Raw genomic sequence first — 20333 nt, 5'->3', positions numbered from 1 at the left:
TCAGGGCAACGGTAGCTGGACGAGATCGCGGTCGGCGAGGCCCCACACGCTGTGCGGTGCTCCGCCGCGGACCGGCGACAGCTGGGGCACCGTGTACCACCCGTCGCCGAGCTTGTTCACCAGGAGTTTCGCCTCGGTGAGACCCGGGCCGAGCTGGTACAGGTTCCCGCCGAAGTTCGTCTCACAATAGACGCCGGTCCGGTCGGTGTAGATCTCCCCGTAACCGGATAGCTTGTTCGTTCCGCGGACGACCGTGCGCGTGCTGAGGTTGTAGGTGAACCAGCCACCGCTGGTCCGCTTCAGGACGCCGTACAGGATGCCGTCCTTGACCGCGACGCTCTGGATCGATCGCTCTCCGGCCAGTGGATCGACGGTCCACAGCAGCTTCCGCCGGGCCAGGTCGAAGGCGCCGATCGCGGCGGAGCTCCGGGCCGGCGTGATGCCGCCACCACCGACGACGTCGCCGCCGAGATAGGCGATACCGTCCACGATCGAGACCGACATGACGCTCTGATCGGGCAGCACGCCGTAATACACCTCGAGCTCCCCGGTCCTGGTGTCCAGGAGGGTGAGAGCGCCGATGAGCTTCCCGGTCCCGGGTGCCGAGGCGATCGCGAGCAACTTCGTCTTCTCGTCGTACGCCGCCTGCCAGGGCCGGATCTGGTCGTGGCCGATGAACCCGAAGCTGTGCACTTCCTTGGTCCGGGGGTTGATGCCGACCACCTCCGTGCTCGGGTAGATCGCCGAGTACAGCCGGTCGTTCACCCAGGTCAGGGTCTTGGCCTCGCCCGGCACGCGGATCCGGCGGGTGGTGCCGGTGCCGATCGCGTGCTCGGTGACGACCCAGTGACCGCCGACGTACAGGTGCGGGTTGCCGAGCTCGATCGACTGCGGCTTGTCCGGCGCGGGGGTGAAACCGGCGTCGACGAGATCGAGCAGCTCGAACGAGCCGGTCGCCAGATCCAGCCACCAGAGCACACCGGACCCGGTCGAGCCGAGGAGCGTGGACTCATCGAGCAGCACGAGCCGCCGATGTTCGTCGGCCGGCGCCGGGGTGGCTACTGCGGTCAGTGTCGTGTCGCTCGGCCCGCAGGACCACACCGTGCCCGACCGACGGGTGGTCAGGTACGCCGTACCGCCCGCGCTGACCGCGATCGCGTCGACTCCGGTCTCGCCGTCCGGCAGCGGGACGATGCGAACATCGCTGCCGTCGAACGCCATGCTCACCAGTGCGCCGGACGCGCCCGCGTAGATCCGGTCCTGGCTCGCTGCGAATGGGCCGAAGTTCTGTCCGCGCAAAGCCGCCGGGGTGAGGTCACGGAAGGTCTTGGCGGCCCGGTCATAGCCGACGAGCTGGGACGGTGTGTAGATCCCGGCGTAGACGAAGTTGCCCGCAGCGCCGACGTACCGTCCGTACTGCGCGCCCGGCACCGGAGCGCCGAGCCGGGTCAGGGCGTTCGTCGCGGGATCGATGTGCCAGACAGTCCCATTGGGATAGCTGACGGCGAAGACCTGCCCATCGGGTGCGGTCGTCATGTCCCACACGAAGCCACCCGCGCCGGCCAGGCTGCCAACCCGGCTCAGCTGAGCACTCACCGGGTCGAAGCAGTAGACATCCGCCACCGGGTAGAGGCCGACGTACACCTTCCCGTCGGCAACGGTGATGCCCCAACCACCTTCACCGACCGGCAGATCGATCGTCCGGGTGACCTGCCGGGTGGTCAGCGAGACCTCCACCAGCTTCGGCGGCACGATCCCGCGGGTGATGACGTACGCATGCCCGTCGTGCACGGCCATCGCCACCACCGCCGCGGTCAGGCAGGCGGCTCCGAACCTGGGCAGCATCGACCCGTCGACGGGATCGGCGGCTGGGACAGCAGCTTGCGCTGCCGAGATCGGCAGGGCGGTGGCCGCGCCGGTGAGGAGGGCGCCGGTCAGCACCGTACGGCGAGAGATCGTCATCGGAGGGCCTCACTTCTCGCGGGGAGATTGCCGATCCGGACCAGGTGACGGCCCTTGATCGTGTAGAGGGCGTCGCCGGTGTGCGACGTCGTGATCAACGGATAGCTGTAGATCTGGGCACCCAGACCGTCCACGACAGTGATCACCGTTGGGGGTCCGGATCGGCGGGGAACGACCTGGAAGACTCGCTTGCTGTCAGTGCCGAACAGCCCGGCGCGGGCGATCGTCAGCCGGCTCTGACCCGTGCCGATCGCAACAGTCGAGAGCACCTCGCCGGTGCCTGGATCGAGTACGGCGAGCCGCCCGTCGTCGGTGGTCGCGTAGAGCCGGCCGCGATAGACCAGAACGTCGCTGTAGGTCTGCGCGCCGGACAGCGGCGCGACCTCCCACAGGGTGCGGTTACGGCGCAGGTCGAAGGCGACGACTGTTGCCTCGGGCAAGATCGGGTCGGTGCCGAGGCTGTTCCGGGTCGCGCCGCCCAGGTACGCGACACCGTCCTGGCTGGCGACCGACCGGACCGACTGCTGCGGTACGACGCCGCGGTGCACCTCGAGTTCCCCGGTGTCCAGATGCTGCTCGGTGAGCGTGCCGTCGTACTTGCCGTAGTCGGGCTCGGTGGAGATCAGCCAGGTCTGCGAAGCGGCGTCGTACGCCTCGTCGGTCGGGCGGGTCTGCTCGTTGCCGATCCGGCGGAGCTCGTGCAGGCCGGAGCCGTCCGGTTTCATCGACCACAGCCGGGCGAGGGTGTAGACGCCGAGGTAGACCTCCCGGCCGACCGGGGTCAGCGTCTTGGCCTCGCCGGGCAGGAAAGTCCGCGTACTGGTGCCGGTCGCGAGATCGTGCACCTGGATACCGGCCTTGCCGCTGACGAGCACCGAGGTCGCGGTGGCAGCGATACCCATCGCCTGCTCCGGCGCCGGCGGCAGACCGGCGGTGCCAAGGTCGGTCCCACTGAAAGTGCCGCTGGCCCGGTCGAACTCGACGACCTGGCTGGTCAGCTCAGCCCGGATGGTCGAGCCGTTGACGAAGATCCGGTTGAAGTAGGCCCCGTCGTACGGCGAACCAAGTCGCTCGAGCCTGGAGTCGGCGTACCGGTACAGAGTGCCGGACGGACGAGTGCCGAGGTACACGTCACCGGTGGGCGCGTCGATCGTGATGGCGGTGACGTACTGATCGCCGCCTGGGGTCTGCACCTCGACCGGTTTGCTCAGGTCGGCCGTGTTGAACAGGAGCATCGTCCCGGTGGGGGAGAGCCCGGCGGCGAGCGTCGTCCCGGACAGGTCGAGCGTGGCGACGAAGGTGCGGTCCGCGTACGCCTCCGGGAGCACATCGCGGCGCGAACCGGTGGTGCGGTCGATCGCGATGAGGTGAGCCTTCGTGCCGACGCCTGCGTAGATGGTGGTCGCATCGGCGGCGATGCTGCGCACGTACTGCTGACCCGGGACGGCGGCGCCGTACGCCTTGGTGGCTCCGGTGACGGGGTCGTACTCGTGGACGGCGCCGTCCGGGTACGTGCCGGCCACGATCTTGCCGTCGGGGGTGGCGGCGATCGACCAGATGAACGAACCGAACCGGGTGACCTTGGTCGCCGTGCCGGTGGTGGTGTCGATCCGGTAGAGGTCGCCGGGGGTGTAAAGGCCGACGTACAGGTCCGTGCCGAGGTGAGTCATGGCCCACGCGCCGGCGCCGGTCGGCAGCGTGATCGTCCGGTCGATGGTGCGAGTGACGGGGTCGAACGCGCCGACCTGGATCGGAGTGACGCCGGAGGTCACGGTCCAGATCCGGTCGCCGACCTGCTCGGCGACGCTGGTCGACGTGACCGCCGAGGCTGGGCCGAGGCTGTCAACGGTCACCGCGCTCACGGCGGCCGTGCTGGGACTGACCGAAACGCTCACGAGTGCTGCGCAAATGACGAACGCGCCGAGCAGTTTCCGCGCAAATCGCTTGTCCACAAGGCCTCCCGGGACATCGCCGCCAGTTTTACGGTCATGGCTGAAATTACCCGGCAGAGTACGCGCGCCCGAAACGGCACGTCAACAGCACAACAGCCAGGGTGTGGACAACTGCCGGAAGGAACGTCAGAGGTGGACGCGGTAGACGAGTCAGAGGTGGACGCGGTAGACGACCAGCGGCCGGCCGCTGCCGGTGCCGATCTGGGTGCCGGTGGCATCGGCCAGTCCGGCCCGCTCCAGCCGGTTCAGCACGCGCCGGGCGGTCCGCGGCTGGATGCCGAGGTGATCGGCGACGGTGCGGGTGGTCAGCCCTTCCGGCGTCGCGTGCACGAGCTCCTGCAGCCGCTCCAGCGTTGCTTTCGACAAGCCGGCGCGCTGCGCGAGCAGCTGCAGTTTCGTCCGTTGCAGTGCGCGCGGCGCCGCGCCTCCGGCCAGGATGAGATCGATGTCGTTGCGCAACGACACGACGGCCGCCGTCCGCCCGGCCGTCTTCGCGCGGCCGAGCGCGCGCCGCGCCAGCGCCTCGGTCTCGGTTCCCGAGCCGCCGATGCCGAACCCGATCCGCACCGGCCCGAACTCTTCCTTGAGCCTGGTCAGCATGCCGAGCTCGGTGAACGAAGCGGTCGCCTGCTCGAGCGGTCCGCGGGTCGCCACGACCAGATACCGCTTGTCGTCGTACCGGATCACGCTGCCGCCGAGGGAGCCGGCCTCGCGCCGCAGTGCCTGTTCACCTTCCGGTGCGATCTCGACCAGGCCGAGCGCGATCCGCGCATCGTCACTGCGCAAAGCGTCATGAACGAGCAGCAGGCTGTTCACCGCGGCCCGGACGGAGTGGACCGACGGAGCCAGCCGGATGGTGGTCCGCTCGGTGCGGAGTTTCTCGTACGCCGACCGCAGACAGGTGACGGCGACCGTCGCCCCGGCCTCGCGGTGGAACGCGATCACCTCATCGGCGCCCAGGCCGCGGCGGTACGGAAGCACCCTGACATCGGCCGTCGGCAGACCGACCTCTTCCAGCGTCTCGTGGACCTGCGCCTGTGCCAGTACGTCGATACTCATCGAGGTGACGTCCTGGCCTTCGCGGAGCAGTTGGACCAGGGCTCGCATCAGCGTCGCACCGGTGTACTCGACGTGCGCGGCCGGGCGGTCCAGCAGGTCGTGTGCGGCGGCGATCTGGTAGGGCACGACGCCGGTGAACAGCCACGCGTCGACACTCGGCGGCGCCTCGGCCATCACCCGGGGAGTGTCGGTCTCACGCCGGTAGCGCAGCGGCACGACCTCGACACCGCGCAGAGCCGCGACGATGCGGCTGGTGGAGGTGACCAGGTCGGACGGCCCGATGACACCGATCGTCGTCACCATACCGGCGTCCCCTCCTTCATCGGCCCAGTCTCACCAGATCGTGAGGGCGCTGCAAGAACCCTCGCCGTACAACACTGGCACCCATGGCCCGACGCATTGCCCTGATCGAGCTGGACACCTCACATCCTGCAGCATTCGTGCCGCTGCTGCGCGAGCTCGGCCAGGAGGTCACCGCTGTACTCGACTCAGGGGGCGTCCGGCCGCCGTCGTACGCCGGTGAGTTCGCCAAGCGGCACGGGATCCCGACCGTGGCGACCAGCCTGGAGGACTTGCCGGGGGACCTCGCGATGCTGCTGGGGTGTGACTGGGACCTGCGGTACGAGCAGGCATGCACGCTGCTGGACGCTGGGATGGCGGTCTTGCTCGACAAGCCGCTCGCGGGCCGGGTCGGCGACCTGCGCGATCTCGCCGCCCGTGCTGCCGCCGGACAGCCGGTCAGCGGCGGGTCCTCGTTCCGCTGCATCCCGGAGGCGATCGCTTGGCGGGAGCGTGGTGAGACGGCCTCCCTCGTGCTGGTTGGTTGCGCCGGGCACCCGTTCTACTACGGCGTCCACGCGGTGTCCTTCGCGGAGGCGCTGCTCGGTCCGGGCTTCACGGCTGCGCGGGCTTTGGACCAGTCGAGCCGTCGTGGGCTGCTCCGCCATGCGAGTGGTGCCGAGGTGCTGGTCGACATCCACGACGGCTACCCGTACTTCGCCACCGTGGCCACGTCCTACTCGGTCGAGTACCTGCAGCCCGATCCGGTAAGTGTCTACGAACCGTTCCTGTCCGCCCACTTGCTGCACGACAAGCCGCCGTATCTCAGTGTGGAACCCGAACTGATGCTGCTGGCGCTGGCCCACTCCGCCGCCACCGGCGGTGACTGGGTGGACCCGCAGACTCTGCCTGACTCGTTCTCACCTTGGGACGCCGCCGCCTACACAGCCGCCTACACGCCCCCGGCATGACCGCAGCATGACCGCGGCATGACAGTCGGTGCGGTGGGTACCGGAGCAGTGCCGCCGGCCGATGGTTCGCTCGCACACCGTGTCACCGGCCGGCTGCACCGCGCCACTTGAGCGTCCCTTGAGGGGCGCTGCAGGGCACTGTGAAGGGAGGACCGATGAACGAGCTCACGCACACTCTGGTCCGACTCGAGGATGTCGGCCTCACCCTGGCCGACCCGGCCGACGATCTGCGCGGTCGTACGGTCGTGGATCGCAACGGTGACGAGACCGGCAAGGTCGACGGGTTGCTCATCGACGAGGACGAGCGCCGGGTGCGGTTCCTGGAGGTCGGTTCAGGCGGCTTCCTCGGGATCGGCGAGACGAAGAGGCTGGTCCCGGTCGATGCCATCACCCGCGTCGACGAGGACAACGTTCACATCTCCACCGAGCGCGACCGGGTCGTCGGCGCTCCGGTGTACGACCCGGACGTCGTTCCCGAACGCAACTACATCGAGGACGTCTACGGGTACTACGACACGCCACCCTTCTGGGGTCCCGGCTACTTCTACCGAGGCTGGCCGCGTTAGTCGTACCTTGCCTGTGTGACCTCAGGGGGCCGGGATGAAGGACCGCGCTTCGGGATCCTCGGTGATCTCGAGGTGACGGTGGATCGCCGGCGGCTCGCGCTCGGGGGACCGAAACAGCGCGGGCTGCTGGCGATGCTGCTCATTCACGTGAACCAGCCCGTGTCAGCCGGCCGCTTGACGGAGGCGCTGTGGGGGAGCAGCCCGCCGGCCGGTGCCGAGGTCACGCTGCGAACGCACGTGTCGCATCTACGTCGTCACCTGGCCTCGATCGGGGCGGACGGCGTACTGATCACTCGGCCGTCGGGCTACAGCCTCGTGGTTGATCCGGAGCAGGTGGATGCCTATCGGTTCGAGCGACTCGCCGGCTTGGGGCAGGAAGCCGTCGGGCTGGCCGATCCGGAGCGGGCCGCTGGGTTGCTGCGCGAAGCACTCGACTTGTGGCGCGGATCGGTTCTGCAGGATCTCGATCGGCCCCTGTTCGCCGAAGCCGAGACCGTGCGACTGGAGGGCCTTCGCCTCGACGCCGTGGAGGCCCGGATCAGCGCGGATCTCGCCTGACTCACCGCCTGCGCACCTGGGAGCAGCAAGGCGGGATCCCCGCGCAGGATCGCGGTCTCGAGCGCGGCCAGCGCAGGACCGGGGTCCAGCCCGAGCTCGTCGGCCAGACGGGGTGCGCGACGTACTACGGCATCGGCTGCAGGCGTTGCCGGATGGGGTTCAGCAGGTCGTCCGGTGTGCCGCCGTCCTCGGACGGGAGGCCGAGTTCGGGGTGCTCGCGCGGCTGGTCGACCTGGCCGAGGATCCGTTGATCGATGCGCTGGATCACGCTGTCGGCGCCGGGTTCCTGGTGGAGGCGGGAAGTTCGTGGAAGGCCACCTACAGCTTCCCGCACGACCTGATGCGGGAGGCCGTGTACGGCGACCTGCCGCAAACCCGGCGGCAACGGCTGCACGTCCGCGCGGCCGAGGCCTTGCTGTTGCCGGGAGCAACCGTCGGCCCGGCCGCTGTGCAGCTGAGAGCGGCCGGTCCGGCCGCGGATCCGGAACGGGCCGCGGAGCTCAGCTTGCAGGCGGCCGACGAGGCGGCCCGGCTCTACGCCTGGCATGAGGCCGTGGATCATGCCGAGGCGGCGATCGACGTCCTCGAACAGGCCGGCGCGAGGCCTGAGCGGCGAGCAGCTGCCGCGGTGCAGACCGCCGTGCTCCGGCTCAAGTCGAGTATCGGCGACCGGCGGGCGGTCCAGCTCTTGGAGACCGCGCTGGAGCTGTACCGCCTGATCGGCGACGACGACGCTGCCGCAACAGTGCACGGCCGGCTCGGCGGTGCCCTGTGCACGAACCACTCGGTGATGGACATCCCGCGCGCGATCGAGCATCTCGCCGCCGCGGAGCGATTGAACGGCGACCGCTTCCACCTTCATCGCGGGATGACGCAGGCCGCGATGTACGGCGTACGCACCGAAGTTCTCGGGGATGCCGCGGGCCGGGCGGAGGCGTTGGCGAGCGAGCTGGGCCGCCGGGATCTGGTGGTGATGGCGTCGTGGGGCCGGGGCTGGTACGAGTTCAACCGCGGACGGTTGAGTGACGCGGCGAACGTCCGGGAAGCGATGTGGGCGACCGCGCACGAGCTGGCCGATCCGTACCTCGGCTGGACCTCGGTGAGTGGTGCCGCGTTGTGTGCGACGGAGTACCTGCTGGACCCGGTCGCGGGCCGGGCCTGGTGCCGGCGCGGCCTCGCGCAGGCGCGGTTCGACACGTTCGAGCATCCGCACGACACCATCGTCGATCAGCTCGCGCTGGCGTTGGCGGCGATGGGCGACCTGGACGATGCGCGCCGGGTGGCCGAGCCGTTGCCGGCGGATGCCGTCAGCCGGCGGGTCCTGACGTTTCTGGGCGGCGACTGGGTCCGGGCTGAGCAGGAATGGGCTGCGGCGCTCTACCGGGACGAGGAGGCGGGCGACTTCCATGACGCCGCTTTGAACGCTCGCTGGCTCGCCGGCGTACGCAGGCTCCTCGGGGACCACGACGGGGCTGTTGACGTGCTGAGGCGTGCGGTGACGATCGGAGTCGAAGGCCCGCAGGTGCCGACTGAGCTCGCGGCCCGGGCCGAGCTCGCTCAACTGCTGGCGGACCCGGCGGAGGCAGCGGCTCAACTCGAGCGCTGCGACGAGATTCTGGCCGGTGGCGAGGACTGGCGCGGGCTGGCCGGTGTGGTCGAGCTCGCGCGTGGGGTGGTGACCGGGGCGGACGATGCCTATCAGCGTGCGGTCGAGATCTTCACGACGTACCGGCTGCCGTGGCGGCGAGCGGCCGCGTTGAAGGCTGCGTTGAAAGCAAGGGGCCGCTGACTCAACACAGCTTCAACATCGCGCGGTCATCGTGGCTGCCATGAACCAATCGTTGGCAGCCGACAGCGCGAGGCTGTTCGGGTCACTTTTCGCCGCGCAGGCGAGTCTTCTCGTGCTCAGCCCGATCCTGTCCGAGGTCGCGACCGACTTCGGCGTCTCACCCGCCACGGCGGGCCAGCTCCGGGCGATCTCCGGCGTGGCCGCGGCACTCGTCGCGATCGGCCTGGTGATTGGCCGCCGGCGCTGGGAGCTCCGGCGACTGCTCGAGCTGGGGCTGGGTCTGCTGTCGGTCGCCGTCTCGGCGAGTGTGCTCGCCCCGACCTTCGCCTGGCTCGCGGCCGCACAAGCCGTGCTCGGTGCCGGGGTGTCCCTGGTCCTGGCGGCCGGACTGGCAGCAGCCGCGAGCTGGGCACCGGAAGGCGAGCGCGCCACGCTGCTGTCCTGGGCGATGGTCGGCGCGCCGAGCGCCTGGATCGCCGGTATGCCGGTGATCGGCCTGCTCGGCGCTCACAGTTGGCGACTCGCCTGGCTTGTCCCACTCGTCGCGAGCGCGCTGACTCTGAACGCAGTCGCCCGACGCGAGCGCGGTACGCCGGAGCCGGAACCCGCCCCTGTGCGCTCGCTGCTGCGCGGACGGGGCGCGACCCGCTGGGCCGTCGGAGAACTGCTGGCGTACGGCGGTTGGTCCGGTGTGCTCGTGTACGTCGGGGGACTGTTGACCGATGCCCACCGGGCGTCGCCCGCAGCGACCGGCCTCGCGCTGGGCGGCGGAGCGATCGCCTATGTCGTCGCCACCTTCCTGGCCCGGCGCTGGGTGGACCGGGCGGCCCGGCCGATGGTGCTCGCCGCCGGCTCGGCGATGGTCGCCGCGGCACTGATCCTGGGCGCGGTCCGGCCGTCTTTCGCCTTCTCCGTGCTGATGTGGGCGGTGACCGCCTTCTTCGCCGGGGTGCGGATGATGGCGGGCAGCACGGCCGGGCTCGACCTGGCCGGTGTCGGCCCGCTGCAGGCGATGAGTGTTCGCGCCGCCTCGATGCAGGCCGGATACCTGGCCGGCGCCGTCCTCGGAGGGGTAGGACTGGCGCTCGGCGGGTGGACGGCGGTCGGGGTCGCGCTCGCCGTACCGCTGCTCCTTGCCGTCGTCGTGACGGCGACGGATGATCGGATAGCCGCCCGTGCGAAGGTGGGTGTGCGATGACGGAGCGGTACGACGCTGTCGTCGTTGGCGCGCGCTGCGCGGGGTCCACGCTCGCGGCACTGCTCGCCCGGGCCGGCTGGCGAGTCCTTCTGCTGGATCGTGATCAGTTCCCGAGCGATACCGTGTCCACGCACGTGATGTTTCCGGACACGCTGCAGCGCCTGGACGAGCTCGGTGTGCTGGCTGAGCTGAAGGCCTCGCACGAGCTGCGGATGGTGAACTTCAGTTGGCGGGTTCTCGGTCACGACGTGGCCGGTGGCTTCACGCCGATCGGGGGCCACGACCGGGCGACGTGCGTCCGCCGGATCACTCTTGACGCCGCGTTGGTCGAGGTGGCCAAGGCATCCGGGGTCGAGTTCCGCGCCGGCGTCGAGGTGTCGGGGCTGATCGGTGACGACCCGGTGCAGGGCGTCGTACTCGCTACCGGCGAACGGATCGAGTCCACCTGGGTATTCGGAGCGGACGGGCGGGTGTCGAAGGTGGCGCGGCGACTGGGTGTACCCGCGACGGACGAGCGACGCGGTGAGATGGCGTTCCTGCTGGCCTATTGGCGTGGGTTGCCGCCGTCCGACTGGTGCCACATCGACGTACACGAGCAGTCGGCGTTGATGTCGGTGCCGTGCGAGGACGGAATCCACCTGTTGTCCGTGACCGGTACGCCGGACATCACGCGAGGCTCGGCCGCACAACGCGAGGAGCGCTACCTGGCCGCGCTGCACCAGTTCCCGGCCGTGCTGAACGCCCGGCTGCTGGACAACGCGGAGCGGATCTCGCCGATCGTCGTCGTCCCGGAGACGATGCTCCGGGGCCACTACCGGACGGCGGCCGGACCGGGCTGGGCGCTGCTCGGCGACGCCGGGCACTTCAAGCATCCGGTGACGGCACAGGGCATCGGCGACGCGATCGAGCAGGCCTGGTACATCGGCACGACGTTGACGGCCGGCGGCGACCTGGACGGCTACCAGGAATGGCGGGACAAGCGAGCCGCCGAGTACTACGAGTGGTCCTACGCCCTGGCGGTGTTCGCGCGCGGCCGGGCCGCCGCGACCTTCTCCGGACTGGCCTCGGATCCCGTGGCCGGCCAGGAGTTCCTCGACACCTTCACCAAGCGGGTCCGTCCGTCGCAGGTCACCAGCCGGGAACGCATCGCGCGCTGGACCGCCGCCTGGTCGTACGACGACGGACGGCGCCAGGTCCTCGCGCTGGATCTCGACGAGGAGCGGCCGGCGCTGCAGGTGCCGGCCTGCCCGGAGTGGACGGTGCGCGACCTGATCGCGCATCTCGCCGGGATCGCTCGGGACACCCTTCGAGGGGCGTACTTCCCGGACGCCATCGACGCCTGGCGCGATCCACAGATCGCCGAGCGGCGTGATGCGTGGACGGCCGGCCAGGTGTCCGCCCGCGCGGACCGGCCGATCGAGTCGGTGCTTCGCGAGTTCGACGAGTACGGCGGCCAGCTGGTGACGATGTTGCGCCGTGGCGAGGGACCGGACGGGCCGGACTGGTTGCTCTCGGCACCGGTCGCTGACCTGGCCGTCCACCTCGCGGATCTTCGGGAAGCCCTCGGCCTCGAACCCGACGAGACCTCACCCATCGCCCAGTTCGGCTTCGCGGCGTACCGGGACTGGCTGCAGGCCCGGATCGCCGACAACGGCCTGCTGCCGCTGCGGCTGTCCGACGGTGCCAAGGATTGGGTACTGGGCCGGGGCGAACCAGCGGTCAGCTTGATTGCCGACCGCACCGAGTTGTTCCGTGCGATCACCGGACGCCGCAGTGCGCCGGAGATTCGCGGATACGAGTGGTACGGCGATCCTGCGCCGTACCTGCCGATCATCGCGCCGTACCCACTCCGGGCCGGCGTACCTGACTAGGGAGGGGTTTCCATGACCACCACATTCGAGGACATCAAGGCCAAACAGCGCGCGACCTGGGGGAGCGGCGACTATGCGAAGATCGCGTGGGTGACCGTGCCGGTCGCCGAGACACTGGTCGCCACGGTCGACCCGCGGCCCGGTGCGACCGTGCTGGACGTGGCGACGGGGACCGGCCACGTCGCGCTCGCCGCGGCCCGCCGGTTCGCGGTCGTCAGCGGTATCGACTACGTACCCGAGCTGGTCGCCGCCGCGCAACGACGGGCGGAGGCGGAGGGGCTCACGATCGACTTCCGCGAGGCGGACGCGGAGAACCTCCCGTTCGGGGACGACTCGTTCGACTACGTGATGTCGGCCATCGGCGTGATGTTCACCGCCAACCACCAGAAGGCCGCGGACGAGCTGGTTCGGGTCGCCAGGCCAGGTGGACGGATCGGGCTGGCGAGCTGGACGCCGACCGGGTTCATCGGGCAGTTGCTGAAGACGGTCGGGCGGCACGCGGCACCGCCGCCTGGTGCGCTGCCGCCCACCCGCTGGGGGACTGAGGAGGTACTGCGGGAGCTGTTCGGTGAGCGGGTCAGTTCTGTGGAAACGACCGTTGCGAAGGTGACGCAGCGGTTCGAGTCGGCCGAGCATTTCGCTGACTTCTTCCTGACGTACTACGGCCCGACGTACAAAGCCGCGGAACGGCTCGACGAGGACGGCCGGCGTGCCTTCCGAGCCGACCTGATCGAGCTGGCGAACGGGGCGAACCACGCAGCCGACGGCACGCTCGCGTGCGACTGGGAATACCTGATCGCCGTCGCCACCAAGGTCTAGTGACAACGCCGGCGAGCTGCTCTTCGACATGGTTCGCTACGTTTCGACCATGAACAGGACGATGTCATGGATCGCCGAGGGTACGGCGCTCAGCCGCAGTGCCCTCGTCGACCTGGACGGCCAGTCGCTGCTGCCCGGCTGGACCAGGAAGCATGTCGCCGCGCATCTCGCGCTGAACGCCGAGGCGCTCGGCAACCTCGTGCACTGGGCGAGGACCGGCGAGGAGCGGCCGATGTACGCATCGCCCGAGCAACGCAACGCGGACATCGACGCCGGTGCGCTGCGGCCGGCTGACGAGCTGCTCGACTGGTTCGACGAGTCCGCGCGGTCCTTGACGGACGCCATGGCGACGCTGACCGACGGGCAGTGGCAGGCACGGGTGCGGACCGCCCAAGGCCGGGAGGTCCCGGCGACCGCGATCCCGTGGATGCGCAGCCGCGAGGTGATGATCCACGCGGTCGACCTCGGCACCGGGGTGACGTTCGCCGAGCTGCCGACCGACTTCCTCGAGGAGTTGTGTGCCGACATCCGGGCCAAGCGTGGCGACGTACCGGATGTGCGCGGGCCACTGCCCCAGGTAGCGGCGTACTTGGCCGGGCGGGCGTATGAGAGCGTGACCACCGCCGACGGATCACCTGCGCAGCCTCTGCCGCCCTGGCTGTAGAGATCGTCGAGGCCGCTCCGACGTAGCAGATGACTACGGAGGAGGCGCCCGATGATGAGACCCGAACAGGTGCTGCGGACGTACATCACGCTCATGACGGTGTCGACGGCCGCCTCGTCGATGATCTGGGGCGTCAACACGCTGTTCCTGCTCGACGCCGGGTTGAGCATCGGGGAGGCCTTCGCGGCCAATGCGTTCTTCACCGCGGGGATGGTGCTGTTCGAGGTACCTACCGGTGTGGTCGCGGATACGGTCGGGCGGCGTACGTCGTACCTCCTCGGGACGGTCACGCTGACGGGGTCCACGCTGCTGTATCTGCTGTTGTGGCAGACCGGCGCGCCGTTCGCGGCCTGGGCGGTGGCGTCGGTGCTGCTCGGACTGGGGTTCACGTTCTTCAGCGGCGCCACCGAGGCGTGGCTGGTGGACGGGCTGCAGGCGACCGGGTACACCGGCTCGCTCGACGCGGCGTTCGCCAAGGGACAGATCGCGAACGGTATAGCCATGCTCGGCGGGTCGATCGGCGGCGGTCTGCTCGCGCACGTGACGAATCTCGGTGTCCCGTACGTCGTCCGCGCGGCGCTGCTCGCGGTCACCTTCGTGGTGGCCTGGCTGGCGATGCACGACATCGGTTTCACGCCGAAGCCGCGGGTGTCGGTCGTGACGGAGATCCGCGGGATCCTGCGGGCCTCGCTCGACCACGGGCTGCTGAATCCGCCGGTCCGGTGGGTGATGCTCGCCGCGCCGTTCACCGCTGGGGTCAGCATGTTCGGCTTCTACGCCGCGCAGCCTTATCTTCTCGAGTTGTACGGCAGGAGCGACTCGTATGCGATCGTGGGTGTGAGCGCCGGCTTGGTTGCTGGTGCGCAGATTCTCGGCGGCGCTTCGGCCGCGTACGTCTCGCGCTCGTTCCGTCGGCGTACGACGGTGATGCTCGTTGCCACCGGGGCGGTCGTTGTCGTGCTGGTGCTGTTCGCGTTGGCGTCGAACTTCTGGGGTGCGTTGGTGTTGCTGGCTCTGTGGGCGGTGCTGTTCGCGGCGATCGCTCCGGTGCGGCAGGCGTACCTCAACGAGCTGATCCCGTCGGCGCAGCGGGCGACTGTGTTGTCCTCGGACAGCCTGCTGGCCTCCGGCGGGGGCGTGGTGATCCAGCCGGCTCTCGGCCGGGCCGCCGACGTCTGGGGCTACGGCCCGGCGTACGTCATCGGCGCGGTCATCCAGCTCCTGGCGCTGCCGTTCATCCTGCTGGCCCGCCGCTCGCACACGGTGGAGAAATTACGGGTCCCGGTCGCCGCGTGAGGGATTCGGGATCGGGTACCGGTCTACGCATGCGGGATGAGCAATTGGTCGAGACGATGCGACAACTGGCGAAGTCGCTGACGCCGGGTGCGCTGGACGAGACGTTGAGTAATATCACCGCCGCGGCGGTGGAACTGCTGCCGCAGGTCGAGTACGCCAGCATCACCCTGCTGCATCAGGACGAGCGGCTTGAGACCGTCGCGCCCACCGACGAGCTCCTGCTGCCGGTCGACGCGGCGCAGTACGAGCTGCGCGAAGGGCCGTGCTACATGGCGGCGGAGAACAGCGTGCACGTCATCTCCCCGGACCTGGCCACCGACCAGCGCTTCCCCAGGTACGCCGATGTCGCCCTGGCGGCGGGGATCAGGGCGCAGGCCGGTCTGCGACTGTTCGACGCGCCGAAGGCGAACGGTGCCCTCAACCTGTACTCCCATACGGTCGGGGCGTTCGAGGATTTCGAGTCCCTCCACGCGCTGTTCGCCCATCAGTCGGCGACCGCGATCGAGTACGCCCGCGAGATCCAGAATCTCGAGGAGGCCGTCCGCACCCGGACGACGATCGGCCAGGCGGTCGGCATCGTGATGGAACGGTACAAACTCCCCGAGCAGCGCGCCTTCGCCTTCCTCACCAGGCTCTCGCAGACCAGCAACACCAAACTCAGGCGGATCGCCGAGGAGATCGTCGACCAGCTCCAGCGCCAGGGCAGCCAACTCTGATGAAAAGCACAGGCTGACGCGCCGGTTTGCCCTCTACCCTGAGGGCCGTGACTGTGCAGATGGTTGTGTTGAACGGTGGGTCGAGCTCGGGCAAGTCGGGGATCGTGCGGTGTTTGCAGGCGGTGCTGCCGGATGCGTGGCTGGCGTTCGGGGTGGACGACTTCGTCGACGCGCTGCCCGCCGCGATGCGCGACTCCGACGCGGGGATCGAGTTCAAGCCGGACGGCGACATCGCGGTCGGGCCGGTTTTCCGTCAGCTCGACACGGCTTGGGTGGCCGGCGTCGTCGCCATGTCCCGGGCGGGGGCGCGGGTGATCGTCGATGACGTCTTCCTCGGCGGAGCGGCCTCGCAGCAGCGCTGGAAAGAAGCGATCGGGGACCTCGACGTGCTGTGGGTCGGCGTCCGCTGTGATGCGGAGGTCGCCTCCGGCCGCGAGCTCGCCCGCGGCGACCGCGTCGTCGGCATGGCCGCTTTACAGGCGGACGTCGTCCACGAAGGCGTGAAGTACGACGTAGAAGTCGACACCACCCACACCGAATCCATCACCTGCGCCCACACCATCGCCGCCCACCTGTGACCCACCGTCGCTAGGTCAACGCGGGGAGGACCTGGCGGCCGAAGGTTTCGATGAAGGGTTGCTGGTGCTGGCCGACGTGGTGGAGGTAGATCTCGTCGAAACCGAGGTCTACCGCCTCGCGGATGCAGTCGACGAAGCGTGCGGCGTCCGAGGAGATCACCACGCTGCGGTGCATGTCCTCGGGCCGGATGTACTTGGCGGCCAGGTCGAACTCCTCGGCGGTCGCGAGGTTCCAGCACAGGGGTGCCTCGAAGACGTTGGATCGCCATTGGTCGAAGGCGATGTTCAGCGCCTCGTCCTCGTCCGGCGCCCAGCTCACGTGGATCTGCACCGCGAGCGGCTTGCCGTCGCCGCCGTTCTCCCGGAACGCGGCCACCATCCGCTTCAGCAGCTCCGGCGGCTGCCAGATCGTCACCAGGCCCTCGGCCCACTCACCGGCCCACCGCGCGGTCGCCTCGCTCACCGCCAGCGCAAGCATCCGCGGCGGTTGCACGGGTAGCGTCCACAACCTCGCGCGGTCGACCCGGACCAAGCCGTGGTGGGTGACTTCCTCACCCGTGAGCAGTGCGCGGATCACGTCGACGGACTCTTTCAGGCGGGCATTGCGGGTGTCCTTGTCCGGCCAGGGATCGCCGGTGATGTGCTCGTTCAGGAACTCACCGCTGCCGAACCCGGCGGACAGCCGGCCGGGGAACATCTCAGCCAGGGTCGCGAGGGCCTGCGCGACGATCGCGGGGTGATAGCGCTGTCCCGGCGTACTCACGACTCCGACCGGAATCGACGTGGTCGCCATCGCCGCGCCCAGCCACGACAACGCGAAACCGGACTCACCCTGCCGTCGGCTCCACGGTGTGAAGTGGTCCGAGCACCACGCGGCCTGGAACCCCGCTTGCTCGGCCGACTGGATGTCCCGCAGCAACTGGCTGGGCGGGATCTGCTCGTGCGACGCGTGCCATCCGACGACGGGCATGCAGAAACCTCCGGATCCTCGATCCGACTGCCGGTGCCCGTCCCCGTCACCGCCAAAACCCCCGCTCGAGCGCTGGTGCTCCGCACGCCGTTTGAACTGGTCGGTACATTGTGCGGGTGCTGACGGCCAAGGGAGCGGCGACGCGGGGGCGGATCGTGGCGGCGGCGGCCGCGGAGATCCGGGAGCGGGGGATCGCGGCGGTGACGCTCGACGACATCGGACGGCGCAGCGGTACGGGGAAGAGCCAGTTGTTCCACTACTTCCCCGACGGCAAGGAACAGTTGCTGCTCGCGGTGGCCGAGCGCGAGGCCGACCGGGTGATCGAGGATCAGCAGCCGCAGCTCGGGAGCCTGACCTCCTGGCAGGCGTGGCACGAATGGCGGGACGTTGTCGTCGAGAGGTACCGGCGCCAGGGCGTGAACTGCCCCCTCGGCGTGCTGATCACGGAGATCGGCCGGCACACTCCGGCCGCGCAGGCGGTGACCGGCAGGCTGCTGGCCCAGTGGCAGCAGCGGGTCCGGGCCGGCATCGAGGACATGCAGGCCGTCGGCGAGATCCGGGCGGACGTCGACCCCGACCGGGCCGCGGCGGCGTTGATCGCCGCGATCCAGGGCGGGGTCGTCATCCTGATGTCGTCGGGCTCGTCCAAGCATCTCGAGGACGCCTTGGACCTCTGCCTCGACTACCTGCGCGTCAGTTCCAGTTGACGACGGGTGAGCGATAGCCGTCGGGTTTGTCGGCGACCTTGGCGCCAGGGCTGACCAGCCAGCCTTGGTACGCCGGCGTGAACATGCGGTAGACCGACTCCGGCGGTACGGCGCTCGCCTCGTCGAGAGCCGCCCGCAACTCCGCGGGGAGCTCGAAGTCGAGGGCCGCCAGGCTGCTGTCCAGCTGCTCCGGACGACTGGCGCCGACGATCGCCGACGCGATGCCGGGCTGGGTGGCGACCCAGTTGAGCGCGACCTGGGCCATTGTCACCCCGAGTTTGTCCGCGACGGTTTCGACGGTTTTCAACAGGTCCCAGTGCCGATCCGACCACGTCGGCACCCCAGCACCGTCACCGGTCAGCCGCCCGTCACCCGCTACGCCCTGGTTGTCTCGCCGGTACTTCCCGGTGAGGAAGCCGCCGCCGAGCGGGCTCCACGCGGTGATGCCGAGGCCCAGGGTCTGGCCGGCCGCGACGTGCTCTGTCTCGATCGTCCGTTCGACCAGGGAGTACGGCAGTTGCAGGCTCACCATCGGTGCGAGTCCGTGCGCATCCGCGAGCGTCTGTGCGCGGGCGGCGTACCAGGCGGGGACGTCGGACAGGCCGGCGTACCGGATCTTGCCGGCGGTGGTGAGGTCGTCGAACGTGCGCAGGACCTCTTCGACCGGAGTGATGCGGTCCCAGGTGTGCAGCAGGAACAGGTCGAGGTAGTCGGTGCGCAGACGGCGCAGCGAGGCCTCGACCGCGCGCATCATGTGCTTGCGGCCGTTGCCGCCCGCGTTCGGGTCGCCGGGGTCGACGCTGTTGGTGAACTTGGTGGTGAGCACCATCCGCTCCCGGATCCCGGCCTCGTCGATCAGATTGCCGAGGATCGTCTCGCTCTCGCCCGCGGTGTAGAAGTCGGCCGTGTCGATGAAGTTGCCGCCGGCCTCGACGTACCGGCGGAAGATGGGCCGGGCCTCATCCTCGGTCTTCCCGTACGCCGCGTGGAAGCCGCCGGTGCCGAAGTTCATCGTGCCCAGGGCCAGCCGGCTCACCCGAAGTCCGGACCGGCCGAGGAGGTAGTACTGATCAAGTGACATGCCCTTGATCGTGGCTCGCAAAAAATGGACCCACAAGTACAAAATGAGGGGCCAGGTGCCGGCCCGCCGGTCATGAGGGCCAGCCTATGGTGGGGGCGACGTCGGTGAAGGGATCGCAGGTGCGTGGCATGACCCGCGGTCGATTCCGCTGCCGATGCCGGCCATGCCTCGGACCGCTCCGGCTCAACGGCTGGCGGCTGCGGCTGAGCGATTGGGTTGGGGGACTCTCGACGTACCGCTGCTGATCAACTCCGTCGACTACCAGGGCCGATCCGGCTGTGTGCGGTGTGGACAGTGTGTCGGGTTCGCCTGCCCGGTCGAGGCCAAGGGAGGGACCCACAACACCGCACTGCCGGCCGCGCTCGCGACTGGCCGGTGCACGCTGGTGACTGAGACGACGGCTGATCGGCTAGTGACCGCACACGGCCGGGTCGTCGGCGTCGCCTTGGTCGGGTACGACGGGACCGGCCGGGTCTGGCGTCATACGGTGAACTGCGCCGAGGTGGTCGTCGCCGCCGGCGCCACCGAGACACCACGCTTGCTCCTCAACAGCGCGCATGACCGCGAGCCCGACGGCCTCGGCAACAACCGGGACCAGGTGGGCCGGTATCTGCAGGCTCATGTGTACGCCGGAGCGGTCGGACTGTTCGACGACGAGGTGGCCGACCTGGTCGGGCCGGGGGTGTCGATCGCGATCTGCGACTTCCGGCACGGCAACGACGGGATCGTGGGCGGCGGGATGCTGGCGAACGAGTTCGTCCCGACACCGGCCGCGACGTACGAATATCTGACCGCGGCGGGGCTGATCCCGCGCGCCGGTGCGGCCGGTAAGCGGGCGATGCGGCGGGAGACGCGCCGGATGATGCGGGTGGTCGGGCCGATCCAGGAGGTCACGTCAGCGGAGTCGAGGGTGCGGGTGGATCGGGACGTGGTGGACCGGTTCGGCAATCCGGTCGTGGTGATCAGCGGGTCGATTCATCCTGAGGATGTCCGGGCGCAGGCGTACATGAGTGAGAAGGCTCGGCAGTGGCTGGTCGAGGCCGGCGCGGTGCGGACTGCGGTCGGGGATCTCGGGACCACGCAGCAAGCCAGTAGCGGCCAGCATCAGGCCGGCAGTTGTCGGATGGGTGCGGATCCGGGCCGCTCGGTCACTGACCCTCACGGTCGCGTTTGGGGTCACGACAACGTGTGGATCGCCGACGCCTCGGTGCACGTGACCAACGGGGGAGTGAACCCGGTGCTGACCGTGCTGGCCAACTCGCTCCGCATCGCCGAGCGCCTGGTCAGCTGACGGTTC

At 69.4% G+C, this 20333-nt stretch carries 18 protein-coding genes; 13 read left to right on the top strand and 5 right to left on the bottom strand.

Annotation, left to right across the window (positions count from 1 at the left end):
- The 3 genes from AB0F43_RS22460 to AB0F43_RS22450 all read right to left on the bottom strand — a co-directional run bounded on the left by AB0F43_RS22460 (position 1) and on the right by AB0F43_RS22450 (position 5276).
- A complete protein-coding gene (locus AB0F43_RS22460; protein ID WP_360479921.1) occupies positions 1-1962 on the bottom strand; it encodes a hypothetical protein in 1962 nt (653 codons plus the stop codon).
- Positions 1959-3815, bottom strand: coding sequence for a PQQ-binding-like beta-propeller repeat protein (locus AB0F43_RS22455; RefSeq protein WP_360479918.1), 1857 nt, complete (start codon positions 3813-3815; stop codon positions 1959-1961). Before AB0F43_RS22455 ends, AB0F43_RS22460 begins: the two co-directional genes overlap by 4 nt.
- Before the next feature lie 249 nt (positions 3816-4064).
- The gene (locus tag AB0F43_RS22450; protein ID WP_360479915.1) at positions 4065-5276 is read right to left on the bottom strand and encodes a helix-turn-helix domain-containing protein; all 1212 of its coding nucleotides are present in this window, start codon (positions 5274-5276) and stop codon (positions 4065-4067) included.
- Between the two features lie 83 nt (positions 5277-5359).
- Here AB0F43_RS22450 and AB0F43_RS22445 point away from each other — a divergent pair, with 83 nt between their 5' ends.
- The 11 genes from AB0F43_RS22445 (at position 5360) to cpt (ending at position 16278) form a co-directional block, all read left to right on the top strand.
- On the top strand, positions 5360-6223 hold the full coding sequence (locus tag AB0F43_RS22445; protein ID WP_360479912.1) for a hypothetical protein: 864 nt from the start codon (positions 5360-5362) through the stop codon (positions 6221-6223).
- Between the two features lie 155 nt (positions 6224-6378).
- Complete coding sequence (locus AB0F43_RS22440; protein WP_360479909.1) at positions 6379-6789, top strand: PRC-barrel domain-containing protein; 411 nt, start codon at positions 6379-6381, stop codon at positions 6787-6789.
- 15 nt (positions 6790-6804) lie between these two features.
- Positions 6805-7347: a BTAD domain-containing putative transcriptional regulator gene (locus tag AB0F43_RS22435; protein WP_360479906.1), complete on the top strand. Its 543-nt coding sequence runs from the start codon at positions 6805-6807 to the stop codon at positions 7345-7347.
- A gap of 112 nt (positions 7348-7459) precedes the next feature.
- Positions 7460-9136, top strand: a complete 1677-nt coding sequence (locus tag AB0F43_RS22430) for a hypothetical protein (RefSeq protein ID WP_360479903.1) — start codon at positions 7460-7462, stop codon at positions 9134-9136.
- A gap of 40 nt (positions 9137-9176) precedes the next feature.
- Positions 9177-10334 carry an MFS transporter gene (locus tag AB0F43_RS22425; protein ID WP_360479900.1) on the top strand — a complete coding sequence of 386 codons (1158 nt, stop codon included), beginning with the start codon at positions 9177-9179 and terminating at the stop codon, positions 10332-10334.
- Positions 10331-12205, top strand: a complete 1875-nt coding sequence (locus AB0F43_RS22420; protein WP_360479897.1) for an FAD-dependent monooxygenase — start codon at positions 10331-10333, stop codon at positions 12203-12205. Before AB0F43_RS22425 ends, AB0F43_RS22420 begins: the two co-directional genes overlap by 4 nt.
- A 12-nt stretch (positions 12206-12217) precedes the next feature.
- Positions 12218-13024, top strand: a complete 807-nt coding sequence (locus tag AB0F43_RS22415) for a class I SAM-dependent methyltransferase (protein ID WP_360479894.1) — start codon at positions 12218-12220, stop codon at positions 13022-13024.
- Positions 13025-13073: 49 nt separating this feature from the next.
- On the top strand, positions 13074-13688 hold the full coding sequence (locus AB0F43_RS22410) for a maleylpyruvate isomerase family mycothiol-dependent enzyme (RefSeq protein ID WP_360479891.1): 615 nt from the start codon (positions 13074-13076) through the stop codon (positions 13686-13688).
- A 51-nt stretch (positions 13689-13739) separates the two neighbouring features.
- Positions 13740-14984: an MFS transporter gene (locus tag AB0F43_RS22405; RefSeq protein ID WP_360479888.1), complete on the top strand. Its 1245-nt coding sequence runs from the start codon at positions 13740-13742 to the stop codon at positions 14982-14984.
- A gap of 29 nt (positions 14985-15013) precedes the next feature.
- Entirely contained in the window at positions 15014-15700 is a 687-nt protein-coding gene (locus AB0F43_RS22400; protein WP_360479885.1) for a GAF and ANTAR domain-containing protein, read from the top strand.
- Between the two features lie 47 nt (positions 15701-15747).
- Complete coding sequence (cpt, locus tag AB0F43_RS22395; RefSeq protein ID WP_360479882.1) at positions 15748-16278, top strand: chloramphenicol phosphotransferase CPT; 531 nt, start codon at positions 15748-15750, stop codon at positions 16276-16278.
- Between the two features lie 10 nt (positions 16279-16288).
- Here cpt and AB0F43_RS22390 read toward each other — a convergent pair whose 3' ends face one another.
- The gene (locus AB0F43_RS22390; protein WP_360479879.1) at positions 16289-17248 is read right to left on the bottom strand and encodes a TIGR03885 family FMN-dependent LLM class oxidoreductase; all 960 of its coding nucleotides are present in this window, start codon (positions 17246-17248) and stop codon (positions 16289-16291) included.
- Between the two features lie 116 nt (positions 17249-17364).
- Between AB0F43_RS22390 and AB0F43_RS22385 the strand changes: the two genes are divergently transcribed.
- A complete protein-coding gene (locus tag AB0F43_RS22385) occupies positions 17365-17955 on the top strand; it encodes a TetR/AcrR family transcriptional regulator (protein WP_360479876.1) in 591 nt (196 codons plus the stop codon).
- Here AB0F43_RS22385 and AB0F43_RS22380 read toward each other — a convergent pair.
- Complete coding sequence (locus AB0F43_RS22380; protein WP_360479873.1) at positions 17942-19036, bottom strand: aldo/keto reductase; 1095 nt, start codon at positions 19034-19036, stop codon at positions 17942-17944. The genes AB0F43_RS22385 and AB0F43_RS22380 overlap by 14 nt on opposite strands.
- A 163-nt stretch (positions 19037-19199) precedes the next feature.
- Here AB0F43_RS22380 and AB0F43_RS22375 point away from each other — a divergent pair, with 163 nt between their 5' ends.
- Positions 19200-20327 (top strand): GMC family oxidoreductase, encoded by a 1128-nt coding sequence (locus tag AB0F43_RS22375; protein ID WP_360479870.1) that lies wholly within the window; start codon positions 19200-19202, stop codon positions 20325-20327.
- Positions 20328-20333: the final 6 nt, after the last annotated feature.

It is taken from the genome of Kribbella sp. NPDC023972, assembly GCF_040639075.1.
Lineage (GTDB): Bacteria > Actinomycetota > Actinomycetes > Propionibacteriales > Kribbellaceae > Kribbella.
The sequence above is the reverse complement of the archived record's forward strand: the minus strand, read 5'-3'. Positions and strand labels throughout refer to the sequence as shown.

Coding starts and splice junctions, on each gene's coding strand:
- AB0F43_RS22460 (WP_360479921.1), bottom strand. CDS start 1,962: ATGACGATCTCTCGCCGTACGGTGCTGACCGGCGCCCTCCTCACCGGC.
- AB0F43_RS22450 (WP_360479915.1), bottom strand. CDS start 5,276: ATGGTGACGACGATCGGTGTCATCGGGCCGTCCGACCTGGTCACCTCC.
- AB0F43_RS22445 (WP_360479912.1), top strand. CDS start 5,360: ATGGCCCGACGCATTGCCCTGATCGAGCTGGACACCTCACATCCTGCA.
- AB0F43_RS22440 (WP_360479909.1), top strand. CDS start 6,379: ATGAACGAGCTCACGCACACTCTGGTCCGACTCGAGGATGTCGGCCTC.
- AB0F43_RS22425 (WP_360479900.1), top strand. CDS start 9,177: ATGAACCAATCGTTGGCAGCCGACAGCGCGAGGCTGTTCGGGTCACTT.
- AB0F43_RS22420 (WP_360479897.1), top strand. CDS start 10,331: ATGACGGAGCGGTACGACGCTGTCGTCGTTGGCGCGCGCTGCGCGGGG.
- AB0F43_RS22415 (WP_360479894.1), top strand. CDS start 12,218: ATGACCACCACATTCGAGGACATCAAGGCCAAACAGCGCGCGACCTGG.
- AB0F43_RS22410 (WP_360479891.1), top strand. CDS start 13,074: ATGAACAGGACGATGTCATGGATCGCCGAGGGTACGGCGCTCAGCCGC.
- AB0F43_RS22405 (WP_360479888.1), top strand. CDS start 13,740: ATGATGAGACCCGAACAGGTGCTGCGGACGTACATCACGCTCATGACG.
- AB0F43_RS22400 (WP_360479885.1), top strand. CDS start 15,014: ATGCGGGATGAGCAATTGGTCGAGACGATGCGACAACTGGCGAAGTCG.
- AB0F43_RS22390 (WP_360479879.1), bottom strand. CDS start 17,248: ATGCCCGTCGTCGGATGGCACGCGTCGCACGAGCAGATCCCGCCCAGC.
- AB0F43_RS22380 (WP_360479873.1), bottom strand. CDS start 19,036: ATGTCACTTGATCAGTACTACCTCCTCGGCCGGTCCGGACTTCGGGTG.
- AB0F43_RS22375 (WP_360479870.1), top strand. CDS start 19,200: ATGCCTCGGACCGCTCCGGCTCAACGGCTGGCGGCTGCGGCTGAGCGA.